Below are 14,975 nucleotides of genomic sequence, written 5' to 3'. Positions count from 1 at the left end.
ACCTCCACGGGTCCTCACGGGCGCGCACCGCGCCCCGGCGAAGCCTGCTGGCGGGCGCGAGTCCGGCACCAGGGACGCAGCGGCAGGGTGCGGTGCCGTCCCCGCTGCCGGTTTGTCTCTTGTCGCCGATCGCGGGCGCCCGGCAGGCTCGCCCCGTCACAGTGTCGAATCCCCGAGGGCTGGAGGGCCTGATGACCGAGGAAACCACCGACACCCGTAGCTACCTGGTCGTGCTCAACGACGAGGAGCAGTACTCGATCTGGCTCGCCGACCGTGAACTGCCGCTCGGCTGGCGGCCGGAGGGCACTCGTGGCAGCCGGGCGGAGTGCCTGGAGCACATCGAGACCGTGTGGACCGACATGCGGCCGCTGAGCCTGCGCGTCCGGATGGACGGCGCCGCCGCCGGCGGGACCCGTGCGACCGTCTGACACCGTGCCCGCCGGCGTGCTGCAGACCGTGGGCCGGACGCCGCTGGTCGAGCTGACCAGGTTCGACCCGGCCGCCCGTTTCCGCCTGTACGCCAAGCTGGAGGCGCACAACCCCGGCGGCTCGATCAAGGACCGCTCCGCGCTGGAGCTGCTGCGCGGGGCCATCAGCGAGGGCCGGGTGATCCCCGGCCGGTCGGTCGTGGTCGAATCCAGCTCGGGCAACCTGGGCATCGGACTCGCCCAGGCGTGCCGGTACTTCGGGGTCCGCTTCGTCTGCGTGGTGGACCCGCGCGCCAACCGCCAGAACATCGCCGTCATGCGGGCGCTGGGCGCCGAGGTCGAGGTGGTCACCACGATCGACCCGGTCACCGGCGAGTACCTGCCGGTGCGGCTCCGCCGGGTGCGCGAGATCCTTACCGGCACCGAGGACGCCTACTGCCCGGACCAGTACGCGAACCCGCTCAACCCGCGCTCGCACCACGCGACGATGCGGGAGATCTGCGAGGCCGTTCCCGGCGGCCTGGACTACCTGTTCTGCGCGACGAGTTCGTGCGGGACGCTGCGCGGCTGCGCCGAGTACGCGCGGGAACAGCGGCTCCCGGTGGCCATCGTGGCCGTCGACGCCGAGGGCAGCGTCATCTTCGGACGCGAGCCCGCGCCCCGGCTGATCCCCGGCCACGGCGCGGCCGTCCGCCCGGCGCTCCACCAGGACGGTCTCGCCGACGAGGTGGTGCACGTCAGCGATCTCGACTGCGTGGTCAACTGCCGCCGGCTGGCGCACCGCGAGGCGATCCTGGCCGGTGGCTCGGCGGGCGCGGTGCTCGCCGCGGTCCGGCGGCTGGGCGGCCGGATCCCGGCGGGCGCGGCCTGCGTGGTGATCCTCCCGGACCGGGGCGAGCGCTACCTCGACACGATCTATGACGACGACTGGGTCGCGTCGCACTTCGGCGACGTCGCCCACCTGTGGAAGGAGCACGTTCCAGTGGCCGAGGCGGCGACATGCTGATCCTGACGGCCGGACAGGTCCGTCAGGTCCTGGACGGTGCCGAGCAGCAGGTGGTCGAGGCGGTGAGCCGGGCGTACCGGCTGCACGCGGCCGGCCGTACCGTGCTCCCCCACTCGCTCTTCCTCCGGTTCCCCGAGGAGGCGCGCAACCGCATCATCGCCCTGCCGGCCTACCTCGGGGACCCGGGCGGGACCGGGGCGCGGGAACCGGTCGCCGGCGTCAAGTGGATCTCCTCCTTTCCCGGCAATCTGGACGCCGGGCTGGAGCGCGCCTCGGCGGTGATCGTCCTCAACTCGATGCGCACCGGCCACCCGGAGGTGCTGCTGGAGGGCTCGGTGATCTCCGCGCGGCGCACCGCGGCGAGCGCGGCGCTCGCCGCCGCGACCCTCGCCCCGCGGGAGCCGCAGACCGGCGTCACGCTGATCGGCTGCGGAGTGATCAACTTCGAGGTGCTGACCTTCCTGCGCGCCCTGCTGCCCGAGTTGGCCGAGGTCACCCTCTTCGACCGCGATCCGGCCCGCGCGCGGGCCTTCGCCGAGCGCTGCGCGGCCCGGCTGCCCGGGCTGCGGACCACCATCACCGAGCGGATCGGGGACGCTCTGGCGGCCCACCGGCTGATCTCGGTCGCCACCACCGCCGCCGCCCCTCACCTGGACCCGTCCCCCTGCCCGCCCGGGACGCTGCTGCTGCACCTGTCCCTGCGCGACCTCGCTCCGGAGACCATCCTGTCCAGCGTCAACATCGTCGACGACGACGACCACGTCTGCCGCGAGTCCACCTCGCTGCATCTGGCCGAGCAGAAGGCCGGTCACCGCGACTTCATCGCCGACTCGATCGGCGCCCTCCTCACCGGTGCCCGGCACGAGCGCGACCCCGAGGCCCTCACGGTCTTCTCGCCGTTCGGCCTGGGCGTGCTGGACCTCGCCGTCGCCGACCTGGTCCGCCACCGGGCTCAGGAGCAGGGTCTCGGCACGGACGTCCCGGACTTCCTGCCCTTCGGGCACGGTAGCTGACGGCTCGTCCGTGCCACCGGCCCGGTGGCACGGACGGTCAGTCGCCGCACAGCGTCCGGGCGAGCCGGCACAGCTCCGCGCGGTTCGCGCTGCCGGTCTTGTGGAGCAGGCTGGCGATGTGCTTCTCCACCGTACGGTGCGAGAGGGACAGCCGCCGGGCGACGTCCTGGTTCCCGAGCCGGTCCACGAGCAGCGCGAAGACGTCGAACTCACGCGGCGTCACCCCGACCGACCGCAGCCCCTCGGGGATCAGCTCCCGTCCGGTGCGCCGATGCGCGACGGGCACGCCCGCCTGCCGGATGAGCGACCGGCAGGCACCGGCGACGGAGCGTACACCGGCCTGGTGGAAGTACTCCTCGGCGGTCCGCAGCCAGGCGACGGGCTCACCCCAGCCGTCGGCGAGGGCCGCCTCGGCGACCAGCCGCAGTCCGAGGTGACGGGCGGTAGGAAAGCCGGAGAACTCCTGCCGTGCCCGGTCCACCAGTCCCGCGGCCTCCCGGCCGTGGCCCTCCCGCCCGAGCAGGACGGCGTCGGCGAGCACCAGGAACTGCCGGTTCCAGGCCAGCTCGGCGGCGGGCGCCGCCAGGGCCGCCGCGTACTCCGCGCGGTCGGCGGTGCCGCCGACGACGGCGAGCAGCGGGCCGAGGCCGTACCGCCCGCTCAGGTAGAACATGTTGGGGTGCTGGTCCTCCCAGGCGGCCGCGGCGGCCAGTTCGGCCAGCGCCCGGGTGCGGTTCTCCTCCAGCAGGGCACAGAACGCCCGGCACAGGCCGAGCAGGACCGGCATCAGGAAAGAGGTGGACTCGTCGGCCTGGTCGAACCGGAGCAGTTCCCGCTCCATCTGCCGCCGCCGGCCCTGGTGGGCGGCGAGGGTGGCGGCCACCAGCAGCAGGTAGCGGTGTCCGCCGACGTTGCGCATCCGGGCACTCGGCCCCAGGCAGCGGTCGATGATCTCCTGCGCGGCCGGGAAGTCGGCGCGCTGCACGGCGTCCATCGCCAGCAGGCCCTCCGCGTGCTGGACCAGGGCGAGGGCGCCCAGTTCGCGCGCGGCGTCCCGCGCTTCCCGGATCCGGCGCGCCTCACCGCTGCGCAGGAAGGCGTTGGCGCCGAGCCTCAGCAGCGCCTCCACCCGCCAGACCGGCAGGCTGTGCTCCTCCGCGACGGCGAGCATCCGCTCCAGACAGGCGTCCGCGCCGTCGAAGCCGCGCTTGCGGGCCAGCAGGGCGAGTAACTGCCATGCCTGGCAGGCCACCACGGGGAGCTTCTCGCGCTCGGCGACCTCGGCCGCCTCGCGGGCCAGCCGCTCGGTCCCGGCCGTATCCGCGCTGTGTGCGGGCAGCAGCGCCAGGTGGGCCTCGACCACGGCCAGCGCGGCGGTGTGCCGCGGGTCCGCCGGGTCGCCGAGCTGCGCCCGGGCGGCGGCCACCTGGGCCAGGGTGTCGGCGGCGCGTTCGGAGATCACCGCGGCCCAGGCGAGCCTGGTGTGCAGAGCGACCCGGCGCTCGATGTCCAGCGCGTCGGCCCCCGCGTCCGGCAGCGACTCGGCCAGCGCGAGTGCCCGGTCCAGCTGCCCGGTCTCGGCCGTCGCGTGTACCAGCGACTCGGTGACGGCGGTGCGGTCGGCCGGCGCCGCCAGCCCTCGGGCCCGCTCCAGCAGTTGCACGGCGGTGGCCGACGCGCCCCCGGCGAGGGCTCGGCGGCCGGCTTCGGCGTACAGCAGTGCCGCTCCCGCGTCGTCGCCGCCCAGCTGCCGCAGCCGCGCCACCAGCTGGCAGCGGTCGTCGGAGACGGCCGGGTCGGCGGCCAGCACCGCCTCGGCCGCCCGGCGGGCGATCACTGCCCGCTCGGCCGGCGGCAGCCCGGCGAGCAGCGCCTCCGCGGTGAGCGCGTGCCGGAAGGCGTACTGGTCGACCGCGCTGGGATCGGGGACGACGAAGCCCGAGTCGGCCGCGGCGGCCAGCTGGTCGAGCAGCAGCCGCACGTTGTGCCCGGTGATCAGCTCCAGCGTGCCGATCGAGAATTCGGTCCCCAGCGTGGCGGCGAGCAGCAGCAGGTCGCGCACCTGCGGTTCGAGCTGCGCCAGCCGTTGCCGCAGGCCGCTGACCACGCTGACCGGGACCGCGGCCGCCAGGTCGCCGGTGACGCGCCAGCCGTCGCCGTCCCGGCGCAGCACTCCGGAACCGACCATCTCGGCGAGCAGTTCCTCGACCAGGTAGGGGTTGCCGTTGCTGAGCGTGCTCAGCCGTTCGACCACGGCGGCCGGCACCTGCTCGGCCGGCAGGTCCAGGCAGCCGGCCGCGAGCGCACCGACCTGGGCCGCGCCGAGCGGCTCCAGGGTGGCCAGCGAGGCGACCCGGCGCCGCTCGGCGCCCCGGGCCAGCTCCAGGGCGGCGCCCGGCTCGGGCCGCAGCGTGGCCGCCAGCAGGACCGGCAGCCCGGCCAGGTTGTCGACCAGGTAGTCCACCACGGCGATGGTCTCCGAGTCGGCCTCGTGCAGGTCCTCCAGGACGAGCAGGCAGCCGCGGTCGCGGCCGAGCACGGTCAGGAGCCGCAGCACGGCCTCGGCCAGCTCCACCGCGCTCTCGGGGTAGCCGGGCACGGCGGTGTGCCGCCACTCCGGGATCACCCGGCCCAGGGCCGGCCGATAGGGCTCCAGCTCCCGGTCCTGGGGCACGCCCGTGACCCGGAAGCGGGAATGCAGCGCCTCGATGAGCGGGCGGTACGGCATCCCGGCACTGGTCGGGCTGCCGCGCCCGCGCAGCACCGGCAGGCCGCGCGACTCGGCCAGGCCGGCGTACTCCCCGGCCAGCCGGGACTTTCCGATCCCCGCCTCCCCCACCAACAGGACCGTGTGGCCCGCCCTGTCCTGAAGGCCGGTCAGTACACGCCGGAAAAGCCCGAGTTCGGTCTCGCGACCGATGGTGGTCGGGGCAGTAGTGTGCACCCGCGCAGATTACCCGTGCCGTCCTCGCGCCGAGTAGAGAGTTATTCGGAAAAGAGGATCAAACCGCACCGCGGCAGCCCAGCGCTGCCACCTGACGGGCGTTCAGTGGCGTTCGTCGTGGAAGTCGATGCTGACGGTGGTCCACGGGCTGGTCTCGCGAACCACCGAGGACGCGCCGAGCAGCTGGGACCGGCGGCCGAGCCCGCCGCCGCTGCGCAGCCGGATCTCGCCCGCCGGGTGGTCGGTGGCGGCATCGTGCCGGGTGGCGGGCTGCTTCCAGAGCCGCACGAGGTCGTTGGTGTTCATAAGGGGTTCCTTTCACAGCGGAAGTGTTCGGTGTTCTTCGTCAGGTGGTACGGGACCCGGCTACAGGGGTTTCCGGAGTCGTCCCCGGCTTTGACCCGGGGCCGGGGCGGGACGGATCGGGGTCCGGCGTCCGCAACAGCAGCACCGGGGGAACCAGGTCGGCGAAGCCCAGCCGCAGCAGGCCGAGGCCGTGGCCGGACAGGCCGGTGAGCAGGCCGGGCTCCGCGACAACGCCGCCGACCGCGGGGTGCGGGCCGGGCCGGACCCGTCCGGCGGTCCGCGCCCGGAGCACCGCGTCCGCCGCCGTGCGCTGCGGCAGCTCCAGCAGGCCCCACTCGCCGTGGCAGAGGCTGTCGTCCGGCACCGGTCCGGTGTCCGCGAGGTGCCCGACGGCCGCGGCGACGGCCGCCGCCAGCGCCGGATCCGCCAGCGCCCCGGGCCGGTCGGCGACCGCGAGCGCGACTCCCGTCGCGCCGGTGCACCAGGAGAGGTCCGCGTCGGCGGCCGGTGACGCGGCCACGGCCGAACGCAGGGCGGTCAGCCCCGCCCGGCGATACCGCTCGCCGCCGGGGCCCACGGCGCCGAGCAGCGCCCAGCCGACCCCGGCGGCACCGGTGGCGAAGCCCGGCACGGCTGGGACGGGCTCGGCGGCGAGCCGGTCGGCACAGACCTGCGCACCGCGCAGAAGCCCGGCCGAGGGGTACGTCCGGTGCGTGGCCAGCAGCGCGGCCAGGCCGCCCGCCGTGCCGTCGAGCACGCCGGTCGGCCGCTCGGCTCCGGCGGCCCGGACGGTCAGCGCGGCCGTCGGCTCGACCAGGGCGCGCAGCCCGGCGTCGTCCAGCGCGGCCGAGACCCGGGTGAGCGCGTACAGGATGCCGCCGAGACCGGTGAAGCCTCCCGAGCCGACCACGCCGAGATCGGCGTCCGGGAGCGCGGCAAGCCGGTCCAGCAGCCGCGGCAGCGGGCGTAGCGCGGCGCGTGCCGTCCCGGCATAGCGGTCCGCGCCGGTGAGCGCGGCGAGCTGGGCCAGGAAGAGGGCGACGCCCGGGTACCCGTGCCCCAGGTCGGCGCCGCACGGTGCGAGCCTGCGGTACCGCTCGCCGAGCAGTTCGACGCCCAGCCAGTTCGCCCGGTCCCGGTCCCGGTGGGCCTGCCGGACCAGCAAGTCGCCGAGTTCCCGGGCGGCGGCGAGCAGTTGGCCGGGGGCCGGCGGCGCGGCGGTTCGCGCACGCGGACCGGCCGGCCGGGGTCCGGGCAGCGCGGCGGGATGCGCCGGCGCCGGCGTCCGGCAGGCCAGCGCCGTCCGGATGATCCCCTCCTGCCAGGCGAGGTCGGCCTCGTCCATGACCGCGAGGCGCGCCGTCACCCGGGCCAGTCCGGGCCGTTCGAGGGCGCCGGGGACGCGGGTGCCGGTGCCGCTCCACAGGTCGGTGCGGCCGGGGCGGGCGGTGAACACCGGTACGTCGCCGTCCCACAGCTCGGCGACCTCGTGGTCGAGCAGTCCGGGCCAGCCCTGGTCGTCCACCGCCTCCGTGCCGAGCAACCGCAGCAGCTCCTCCCGGTCGCCCGGTTCGCGCAACACGTCGGGGTGGGTGGCCTCGGCGAGGACGGTCACGTAGACCTGGGTGGCCCGGGTCACCACCCGGACCTCGTCGTCGGCGAAGCGGCGCAGCAGGCCGGCCAGCTCCCGCCGGTGCGTCAGGAGCAGCCGGTAGCCCGCGCGGAAGCCGGTCACCAGTGCCTCGGTATGGGCCGCGGGTTCGGCTTCGGTACCGGCCAGCCGGGGGCGGTTGGCTCCGGTGCGGACCGTGCCGGGCCGGCGGACCAGCCGCATGGCGTCGGTGCCCGCGGCCTCCCAGCAGGCCGTCTCCACCGGCGAGCGGTGGTCCGCGCCGCCGCCGAGGCCGGAGAGGTCGAGCGCGTCCTCGTCCCCGAGCACCAGCTGGGGCAGCAGGCCGATCCGCTGCACGGACGCGTCCAGCGCGCGGCCCGCCGGGTCGTCGGCAGCGGGGTCCTCGGGCCGCGGCGGGTGGAAGAGCGTCTCCAGGTCCACCGGCACCGGGTGGCCGGCGCACGCGATCAGGTTCTCGTGGTGCAGGTCGGTGAGGTCGAGCACGTGGGCGAGCGCGAGCAACACGCCTTGACGCAGGTAGAACCGGTCGAGTTCGGCCCGCGAGGAGCAGGGGCGGGCCTCGATCAGCTCCGACCAGCCGTGGTCCGGACGGGTCAGCAGGGCCGGTGTGCGCAGTTCGGGCGTGGCCGCGCGGGCGTTGCACCAGTCGACCAGTTCGCCGAAGTGGCGGTCGGCGGCGAGCGAGCGGGGCTTGTACACCACCCGGCTGCCGTCGGCGAAGCGCAGCACGGCGACCCGGCGCCCTCGCCGATGCGTGTCGCCGGCGGCCCGGTCCACGGCGGCCAACGGGCCGGGGTCGCGTCCGGCCAGCAGCCGGGCGATCAGCTCGGCGCGGTCCTGGGCGTACCGGTTGAGCAGTTCGGCCATGGCCGCGACGGCGTTGACGCAGCCGCGACCGGCCAACTGGGCCAGCAGGGGGTACTCGGTGAACAGCCGGATCAGGCCGCCCCTGGTCCCGGTGCCGGCGACGAAGTCGCGGAACCTGGCTTGCGGGGTCGTGCCCGCCAGGCGTCCCCCCACCCGGGCCACCTGGAGCTCCAGCACCAGCGCGCGGGCCGCCAGGCCGCCCAGCGCGGCGGCCGTGGTCGCGGTGAACTCCCGTATGAGGCCGTCCAGATCGGCCGACCGGCCGACGCCCGGGTCGAGTTCGGCGAGCAGCCGCCGCCCGGCCAGCTCGGCGAACGGCGCGAGTACGACGGCGAAGCCGGCCGTGCCCGGCAGCGGCCCGGACGGCGGGACCGGGTCTTCGGGCGCGACGGCGAGAGCGGCCTCGACGAACTCGGCCGCGTCACGGTCCCGCGGCTCCTGGGACTTCGCCGACGCCAGAGCCGACAGCCACCCCGAGGGGGCGGTCGGCCCGGCATCCGCGAGCGCGTCGTTGGCGGTCACGATTCGTGAGCCTGTCAGCCGCTGCGGTGGTGGCGCAAGAGCCGGAACCCTGCCGGAATTACCCTACCGCCGCTGGGGGCGCCGTGCCTGACGGGACATCATGTCCGTTACGTGGCCCGAGTGTTGTCCACGACCGGCGCGCCGGCAGATCTCCCCGGCCTCCCCGACCGCCTCGGACAAGGTCGTGCGGCCGGGGAACAGGGCGGTCGTCGTCGGCTCGGGCCGGGGGCGCGGCTACGACTGCGCCAGCACGGTGAACAGCGTTGCGGGGTTGGTCAGCGCGTGAGCGGGCCGAGGGAGTGACGCTCGCGAGCAGGCGGAAGCCGCGGCGGCCGTGCCGCGCCGCTGGACGGTCGGGAGCCCGGTGGCGGGGGCGGGCGGCGCGGGGTCGGGCCGGCGACGGGCGAGCCCGCGAGGGAGGGGTGGCCCGACGGCCGGACTCCCCGCGGGGATCCGGCCAGACAAGGTCATGTCCCTGCTGGACATGACGCGCGACGTCCGGTGCCGCGGGGCGGTCGAGGAACGATCACGGGCCGGGTCACCTTCCACGCCCGTGACGACGTCAGGGCCCCCGCGGCACCGGTCACCACGCCGGCGACCCGTACCGGCGGCGACGTGACCCTGAGCTGGGACCTCCCCGGCGAACAGGACCTGGCCCGGGTCCTGGTCGCCGGTACGACGGCGGCACGGCGCCCGGCGCCACGGACGCGGGAGCGGTCGTCCACCTGGGCACCGACGGCTCCGCGACCTTACCCTCCCCCCAGTCGGGGCCCGTCGCGGTCTCGCTGTGAAGCTACGACACCTCCGGAAACGTCAGTGAGCCGCGCACGGTGATCGTTCCGGAGCAGCAGCGGCAACGGGAGCGCGCCGCACGAGCGGCGCGGCCGCGTCCCGCCGGCCGCCGACGTGGTGGGCGGGACGTGGCACACCCGGGGGCGTCAGTACCAGGAGCCGCACCGTCGGTCGGCGCCCGCGTCGCTCGTGCACACGCGCAGTTCGGTGCTCGACGGCGAACCGGTCAGGACGTACCACCCGTAGCCGGCCAGGCTCACCTGGCTGCCGGCACCGCCCGTGACGTCGGTCTGCAGCACGGTTCCCCGCCACGGGTCCCGGGACCACAGCTCCGCTCTGCGGCCGTCCTTGGCGGTGTCCGTCAGATAGGCGTCGGTGTTCACCCCGAACCAGACCTCGTCGTCGTCCCAGCAGAAGTAGCCGGTGACGCGGGCTCCGGTGATGCTTCGTTCGGCGTCCCTGCACCCTGATGCCGCCGCGGCGGTGCCGGCCTGCGCGGTCTCCTGGGACTGGGCGGCCTGGGCAGGGGCGACGGCGGTGCCGCCCAGGGTCAGCAGGGCTCCGACAGCCGCGCCGGTGAGTGCTCTACGGGCACGCATGAGTGACTCCTTCGTTCCGCGATGGGATGTCGTCCCCGCGTCCGTCCGGTCACCGTCCGGGCACATCGGGCCGGTTGTCCCGTGCCGGCCACCTGGCGGCCGGGCCGTCGCGCGGGGATCCACCAGAGCCTGCGGGCACGGAGCGACGGCTTCAAGGCATATGTCCTGTCCCGGACAGCCGCGGCGTGTCCGGGCCGGTCGGCGTCTTGTCCCGGACGGGCCGAGTGGCTCACCGCGGCCACGGAAAGGGCCGTACGCGCGGCTGGTCGGACGGATCGCGTGCATGGGTGACACCTTTTCCGTGCGGGCTCATCACGGGCGGAAGAGCCGGCACGCCGGGGTGCCGCCAAGGGTCACTCTCAGGTTGTTCGTCGACGTGCCCACCAGTGGGCAGGGTCGGCGAAAGCCGGCACGCGGCCGCGACCTGGCAGAAGACCTACGGTCACCATCCGCTGACGGCCTTCGTCGACCACGGCCCGGGCGGCACACGGAGAGCCGGTCGCCGCCCTCCTCAGGCCGGGGAACACGGGCTCCGACACGGCCGCCGACCACATCACCACCGCCCGGCTCGCTCTGGCCCAACTACCCAAGCGCTATCGGCACGGGCGGCGGACACTGATCCGCACGGACTGCGGGCACACCGGCCGGAGCGGGCAGTCGATGGCCGGGACAACTCAGCCGGACGGGGTTCGGCGATCAAGCGTGCCCCTCGCTGACGTCACGAGCCCGGCTGTCTCCTCGCCGCCACCCGGGTGCTGTCTTCGGACACTGCTGTCACCGTCCTGGCAGGGCGGTGGGAAGGTGTTTGGGCTCGAAGACGTTCTGCGGTGCGCCCGGACGAGAGGTGACCGCCCAGGGCAGTACCTGTGCCAGGTCGCGGCGTATCCGGTCGGCTTCACCGCGGACCTGGACGGGGATGTCGCCGCGTTCGGCGACGAGGCGGTCGTAGACGGGGGTCTCATGGAACACGGTGGGACGGTTTCCCTTCAACTGGCGGCTCGGCGGACAATCGCAGCATACGGCTTGCGTGCTCATGACCATCCACGGCGGGTGGCAGCCGTCTTCGCTTCACCGTGCGGCTCAGTCGGTGCCGGGCAGCCCGACGTAGGCGCGCAGGCCGTTCCGGGAATCCGGCAGGCCACGCTCGGCGAGCGTTTCCGCCACCCTGCGGATGGCTCAGGGGCGTTGGTGTTCCGCCTCTGTCCGCCTCACCGAGGTGCGGCCGAATCCCCGGTGGCCCGCCGCCGGTTGGGCCACATGTCGTCATACGCCGCGTCCATGAACTGCGCCTGCGGCCGGCGCAGCGCGGAGGAGTCGGCTATCTCGCCTCGGACCGCCTGCACCAGACAGAACGCGTAACGATAGGCAGAGCCTCGCAGGGGCTCAGTTCTGGCCGCCAGGTCGATCTCCGCCTGCGCGAGCCACAGGTCATCGACGAGTCGGTCGAGCACCGCGTCGTCCGCCGTGCCACCCCTGACCGGGCGCGTGAGGGCCGCCTTCTCCACCTGCGACGCAACGCCGAGGAACTTCAGGACCGCGTTCTTCAACTCCGCGCGGTGTGCGGCTGATTCCTGCACTTCGAGCTGTCGGGTACTCGCTCGCGACACGAGGTGCTGGCCAAAGATCGACCCGCCGGCGCCGAGTGCGACACCGGCCAGGGACAACAATGCCGGTCCCAAAGTTCCCCAAGATCCCATGGCGGGAGTCTCTCAACTCCCTGCGACCGCCGTGCCCATGGGGACCCGTGACCGTGAGGGCGAGGCGTTACGTGACACTCAACCCGTCACAAGCGGGGATTTCCGTGACCGTCGACACCGTCCTCGGTCATGCGGTGGATGCCGTTCCGCTGTGGATCGAACCGGTCCCGGTCGCACGGACACGGAAGACCTTGTGTGACGGGAGGCCGTCAGGACAGAGGCTGGTGGCGCAGTCACCCCAGCGTGGCTCATGCCCGGCGGACCGCGTAGCCCAGATACGTCACCGCTGGGCTGCCCTCCTGTTCGAGCACCATGTGGACGAGCTCGGGCAGCTGTTCGTCGGTAAGCGTGCCACGCCTGCGCCCGCGCGTCGCGCGCACCAGACTGCGTACGTCGCGCGGCTTGAACGCCGAGACGTCCTTCGCCGACAGCCCGGCCCGGTCGAGGGCCTCGGCGAGCTCGGCCGGGCGGCGCAGCCGGTGGGCGGCGTAGCGGCCGCGGGGCATGATCCGGGTGCCCGGGAAGGCCTGGAAAGCACCGAGGTAGATCAAGCGCGACCCAAGGGTGCGGTTCACTGTGTCGTACACGAAGGCCCCGGCAGGGCGCAGCACACGCGCCGCCTGCGCGAGGACCGCCTGCGGCCGTTCGGTGATCTCAAGGGTGTCGGCACAGTACACGAGGTCGAACGTGCCGTCCGGCAGGTCGAGTTCCTCTGCGGGTGACGTCAGGTACGTGATGCCGAGCCCGTTGTCCGCGTCCCGGGCGAGGGCCGTCGCGGCAGGGGACGGATCGGCGGCAACGACCTCGAAACCCAGCTGGGCGAGGCCCCTGGCGGGAAGGCCGCGTCCGCTGCCGATGACGAGCGCCCGGCCGCCGGCCGCCGTGAGGCTCAGCTCCGACAGCACGTGCCGCAGATACTCCATCCGTACGGCCTGGAAGGTCAGGGCCCGGATGTGGCGGCCGTCGACGGCCGCCCGGTCGGCCGAGTCGACTGCGATGCGCGGGGTGGTGGACATGGCGGACTCCCTCGACGCGGGGCAAGTTCCCTGAGGAAACCTAGCATTGGCGAGTTCCCTGAAGAAACCCGCCGCCGATACGATCGAAGCGTGACCCGCACCTCCCTCTCTGATGTCGCGTGCTCGATCGCCCGAGCGACCGATCTGTTCGCTGACGCCTGGACTGCCCTGATCATGCGCGACGTCCTCCTCGGCATCCGCCGCTTCGACGAACTGGCGGAAGACCTCGGCCTGTCCCGCAAAGTCCTCGCCGCTCGGCTGGCCCGCCTGGTCGAGGAGGGTGTACTGACCCGCGAGCGGTACCAGGACAGCCCGCCGCGCGAGGAGTACGTGGCCACAGAAAAGGGCCGGGAACTCTACCCCGTCCTGCTGGCACTGATGGCCTGGGGTGACAAGTGGTACGCCGGGCCGGCGGGACCGCCCGCCCGGATCCACCACGATGCCTGCGGACACGTCACCACACCGGTCGTGGCCTGCGACACCTGCCGAGAGCCGCTCACCGTGGCCGACACGACACAACTACCCGGTCCCGGCGGTCGGGTGGGGCCGGGCACGCGGCTATTGGGACCATTGCTCGCCGCCCGGCGCGAGGGGGACCCGTCCACAGCCCCAAGGCCCGCCCGATCGGCTCCTTCATGATCCCGGCGGCCTCCACGGGAATGGGCCAACCGAAGTGGTCGGCCACTTCTGCGACCGTCACCTTCAACAGCACGAGCCGCGACACGGCGCGTCCAGTCCACCCGTTCACCCTTGTCAGTGGCAGTCGCCGACTCGCCGGTGCCGGATGAAGCCCGCCCACGGCATGGAAGCGATGAGCGGGAAGCCGTCACCCAGGCACTCAGACGTGACCGTTGTGGCAGCGACCCAGCCTCCTGACATGCGGTCTGCCCTGCTGAACACTGCTTGGCCGTCGGATCAGCGGCGTCGGCAGCGGATGGACGAAGGTCCTGCTCCCGGCGACGCGCGAGGTCTCATGCGGAAGCAACCCCGCGGAGGCGGGGGTAGCTCGTACGGGAACTGGCCGAGCGGGGGCAGCTCCGTCAGCTCCTCGACGAGCGTCGTGCAGTAGTCGTCGTCTCACGCTGCCGAAGCCCGCCGACGGACGGCACCGGGCCCGGTCAACATGGCTGGGCCGTGTTTCGGGACATCAGGCCACCGCCCCGGCGAGCTCCTGCACCTGGTGACGGCGCTGTTCGCGGGTCTGCTCCATCGAGGCCGGCGCATCGACGTCGGGCTCAGGGAACGCCGCGGGGGACAACTCGCGCATCACGAGGGTGCGCCGCTGCGCCGCCGGGGTGATGGCCGGGTTCACCCTGGACGGCGGAGCCACCCGCCGGTGCGCCTTGCTCGCGCGGCGATGGCCGGTCGGCGAGACGCGGCAGTCGGCGAGGAGCGGTCGGCCTTTCCAGGGGCGGGCGACAGGACATGCAGGATGCGGACCTTTGCGTCGGGCACCTGCGTGTTGACCGCCTGGATCGGCTTGGATGCGATCCAGCGCCGTCGCGTGCCGTACGCCGGGGCATCTGGGATGGCGTCCAGGCGCCCGGTGTCCGCGTGGTACATCACCGCCTGGACGTGCCCGGCGAGTTCGGGCTCGGCCGCAGCGAGGATGTCGTCGAACTGGGCGGGACGCTGCCGCCGCCGGCAGCAGGGACGACCATGCCGCGCTCGGTCATGGAAGGCCAGCACTCAGCGGATGGCGTTTCGCGTGAATCTCTGGTTGGGAGCGCTAGGAGCTGGGACATTCTTCTGCTGCCGCTACCTGCGGACGTCACGTCGATCGACGACCTTCCCACCGCTCACGAGCCGCCTCCCATCGGAAGCCGGTCCAGCGTCCACAGAGCCCTCAGGTCAGCAGCGGGCGAGGTCGACCTGACCGATCCCACGTGGGGCGAGTTGCTCGGTCCGACCTGGGTGATCGAACTCGGCATCGGCGAGCACGGCCCCGTCGAGTCGGTCATGCTCCATGTCCGGGGCGGTGAGGACGACGTGCTGCCCGTGGTCTTCCGCATCTCCAGAGCCCTTGGCTGCCACCCCTTCGGCTGCTCGAACGGCGAGCTGCTCGCAGACGATGCCCAGGCCGGCTGGAACGCCTTCCAGTCCTTCCGGGACAGGACGATTGCGTCTGACTCATTGGGCGAGCCCTAAGGCA

Annotated in this window: 13 protein-coding genes and 1 pseudogene; 6 read left to right on the top strand and 8 right to left on the bottom strand. The window is 73.6% G+C overall.

The features are described from left to right. Positions 1 to 191: 191 nt before the first annotated feature. From IE251_RS03905 to sbnB, 3 genes are read left to right on the top strand one after another with little or no spacing between them, the layout of a single operon-like run. Complete coding sequence (locus tag IE251_RS03905) at positions 192 to 428, top strand: MbtH family protein (RefSeq protein WP_189751491.1); 237 nt, start codon at positions 192 to 194, stop codon at positions 426 to 428. A 16-nt stretch (positions 429 to 444) separates the two neighbouring features. Beyond that, positions 445 to 1,434: a 2,3-diaminopropionate biosynthesis protein SbnA gene (gene sbnA / locus IE251_RS03900; protein ID WP_189751490.1), complete on the top strand. Its 990-nt coding sequence runs from the start codon at positions 445 to 447 to the stop codon at positions 1,432 to 1,434. Next, positions 1,428 to 2,447 (top strand): 2,3-diaminopropionate biosynthesis protein SbnB, encoded by a 1,020-nt coding sequence (gene sbnB, locus IE251_RS03895; protein WP_189751489.1) that lies wholly within the window; start codon positions 1,428 to 1,430, stop codon positions 2,445 to 2,447. Before sbnA ends, sbnB begins: the two co-directional genes overlap by 7 nt. A 37-nt stretch (positions 2,448 to 2,484) precedes the next feature. On the opposite strand, the gene IE251_RS03890 is transcribed toward sbnB, so the two are convergent. The 4 genes from IE251_RS03890 to IE251_RS03875 all read right to left on the bottom strand — a co-directional run bounded on the left by IE251_RS03890 (position 2,485) and on the right by IE251_RS03875 (position 10,110). Beyond that, positions 2,485 to 5,391 (bottom strand): helix-turn-helix transcriptional regulator, encoded by a 2,907-nt coding sequence (locus IE251_RS03890; RefSeq protein ID WP_189751488.1) that lies wholly within the window; start codon positions 5,389 to 5,391, stop codon positions 2,485 to 2,487. A 102-nt stretch (positions 5,392 to 5,493) separates the two neighbouring features. Next, positions 5,494 to 5,697, bottom strand: a complete 204-nt coding sequence (locus tag IE251_RS03885) for a hypothetical protein (RefSeq protein WP_189751752.1) — start codon at positions 5,695 to 5,697, stop codon at positions 5,494 to 5,496. 40 nt (positions 5,698 to 5,737) lie between these two features. Next, positions 5,738 to 8,719 (bottom strand): type 2 lanthipeptide synthetase LanM family protein, encoded by a 2,982-nt coding sequence (locus IE251_RS03880; RefSeq protein ID WP_189751487.1) that lies wholly within the window; start codon positions 8,717 to 8,719, stop codon positions 5,738 to 5,740. Positions 8,720 to 9,657: 938 nt separating this feature from the next. Then, a complete protein-coding gene (locus tag IE251_RS03875) occupies positions 9,658 to 10,110 on the bottom strand; it encodes a hypothetical protein (RefSeq protein WP_189751486.1) in 453 nt (150 codons plus the stop codon). Between the two features lie 401 nt (positions 10,111 to 10,511). Between IE251_RS03875 and IE251_RS03870 the strand changes: the two are divergent. After that, positions 10,512 to 10,740, top strand: a pseudogene (locus tag IE251_RS03870) (transposase); the annotation flags it as partial. A 144-nt stretch (positions 10,741 to 10,884) separates the two neighbouring features. On the opposite strand, the gene IE251_RS03865 reads toward IE251_RS03870, so the two are convergent. The 3 genes from IE251_RS03865 to IE251_RS03855 all read right to left on the bottom strand — a co-directional run bounded on the left by IE251_RS03865 (position 10,885) and on the right by IE251_RS03855 (position 12,823). Then, on the bottom strand, positions 10,885 to 11,079 hold the full coding sequence (locus IE251_RS03865; protein WP_189751485.1) for a hypothetical protein: 195 nt from the start codon (positions 11,077 to 11,079) through the stop codon (positions 10,885 to 10,887). A gap of 239 nt (positions 11,080 to 11,318) precedes the next feature. Continuing rightward, positions 11,319 to 11,807 carry a hypothetical protein gene (locus IE251_RS03860; protein WP_229896571.1) on the bottom strand — a complete coding sequence of 163 codons (489 nt, stop codon included), beginning with the start codon at positions 11,805 to 11,807 and terminating at the stop codon, positions 11,319 to 11,321. 248 nt (positions 11,808 to 12,055) lie between these two features. Then, positions 12,056 to 12,823, bottom strand: a complete 768-nt coding sequence (locus tag IE251_RS03855) for a class I SAM-dependent methyltransferase (protein ID WP_189751484.1) — start codon at positions 12,821 to 12,823, stop codon at positions 12,056 to 12,058. 90 nt (positions 12,824 to 12,913) lie between these two features. On the opposite strand from IE251_RS03855, the gene IE251_RS03850 reads away from it, so the two are divergent. After that, on the top strand, positions 12,914 to 13,462 hold the full coding sequence (locus tag IE251_RS03850) for a winged helix-turn-helix transcriptional regulator (protein WP_189751483.1): 549 nt from the start codon (positions 12,914 to 12,916) through the stop codon (positions 13,460 to 13,462). 508 nt (positions 13,463 to 13,970) lie between these two features. Here the strand turns inward: IE251_RS03850 and IE251_RS03845 are convergent. Next, positions 13,971 to 14,135 (bottom strand): hypothetical protein, encoded by a 165-nt coding sequence (locus IE251_RS03845; RefSeq protein WP_189751482.1) that lies wholly within the window; start codon positions 14,133 to 14,135, stop codon positions 13,971 to 13,973. A gap of 113 nt (positions 14,136 to 14,248) precedes the next feature. Between IE251_RS03845 and IE251_RS40630 the strand changes: the two genes are divergently transcribed. Further along, positions 14,249 to 14,971: a hypothetical protein gene (locus IE251_RS40630; protein WP_229896570.1), complete on the top strand. Its 723-nt coding sequence runs from the start codon at positions 14,249 to 14,251 to the stop codon at positions 14,969 to 14,971. Positions 14,972 to 14,975: the final 4 nt, after the last annotated feature.

This window comes from Streptomyces eurythermus, assembly GCF_014649115.1.
GTDB classification, from domain to species: Bacteria; Actinomycetota; Actinomycetes; order Streptomycetales; family Streptomycetaceae; genus Streptomyces; species Streptomyces eurythermus.
Note: the sequence above shows the minus strand (reverse complement) of the source record. Positions and strands in the feature narration are given on the sequence as shown.

Bases quoted from the DNA above. Each gene is read 5' to 3' on its own strand.
- IE251_RS03905 (WP_189751491.1), top strand. From the start codon at position 192: ATGACCGAGGAAACCACCGACACCCGTAGCTACCTGGTCGTGCTCAAC.
- sbnB (WP_189751489.1), top strand. From the start codon at position 1,428: ATGCTGATCCTGACGGCCGGACAGGTCCGTCAGGTCCTGGACGGTGCC.
- IE251_RS03885 (WP_189751752.1), bottom strand. From the start codon at position 5,697: ATGAACACCAACGACCTCGTGCGGCTCTGGAAGCAGCCCGCCACCCGG.
- IE251_RS03875 (WP_189751486.1), bottom strand. From the start codon at position 10,110: ATGCGTGCCCGTAGAGCACTCACCGGCGCGGCTGTCGGAGCCCTGCTG.
- IE251_RS03860 (WP_229896571.1), bottom strand. From the start codon at position 11,807: ATGGGATCTTGGGGAACTTTGGGACCGGCATTGTTGTCCCTGGCCGGT.
- IE251_RS03855 (WP_189751484.1), bottom strand. From the start codon at position 12,823: ATGTCCACCACCCCGCGCATCGCAGTCGACTCGGCCGACCGGGCGGCC.
- IE251_RS40630 (WP_229896570.1), top strand. From the start codon at position 14,249: ATGCAGGATGCGGACCTTTGCGTCGGGCACCTGCGTGTTGACCGCCTG.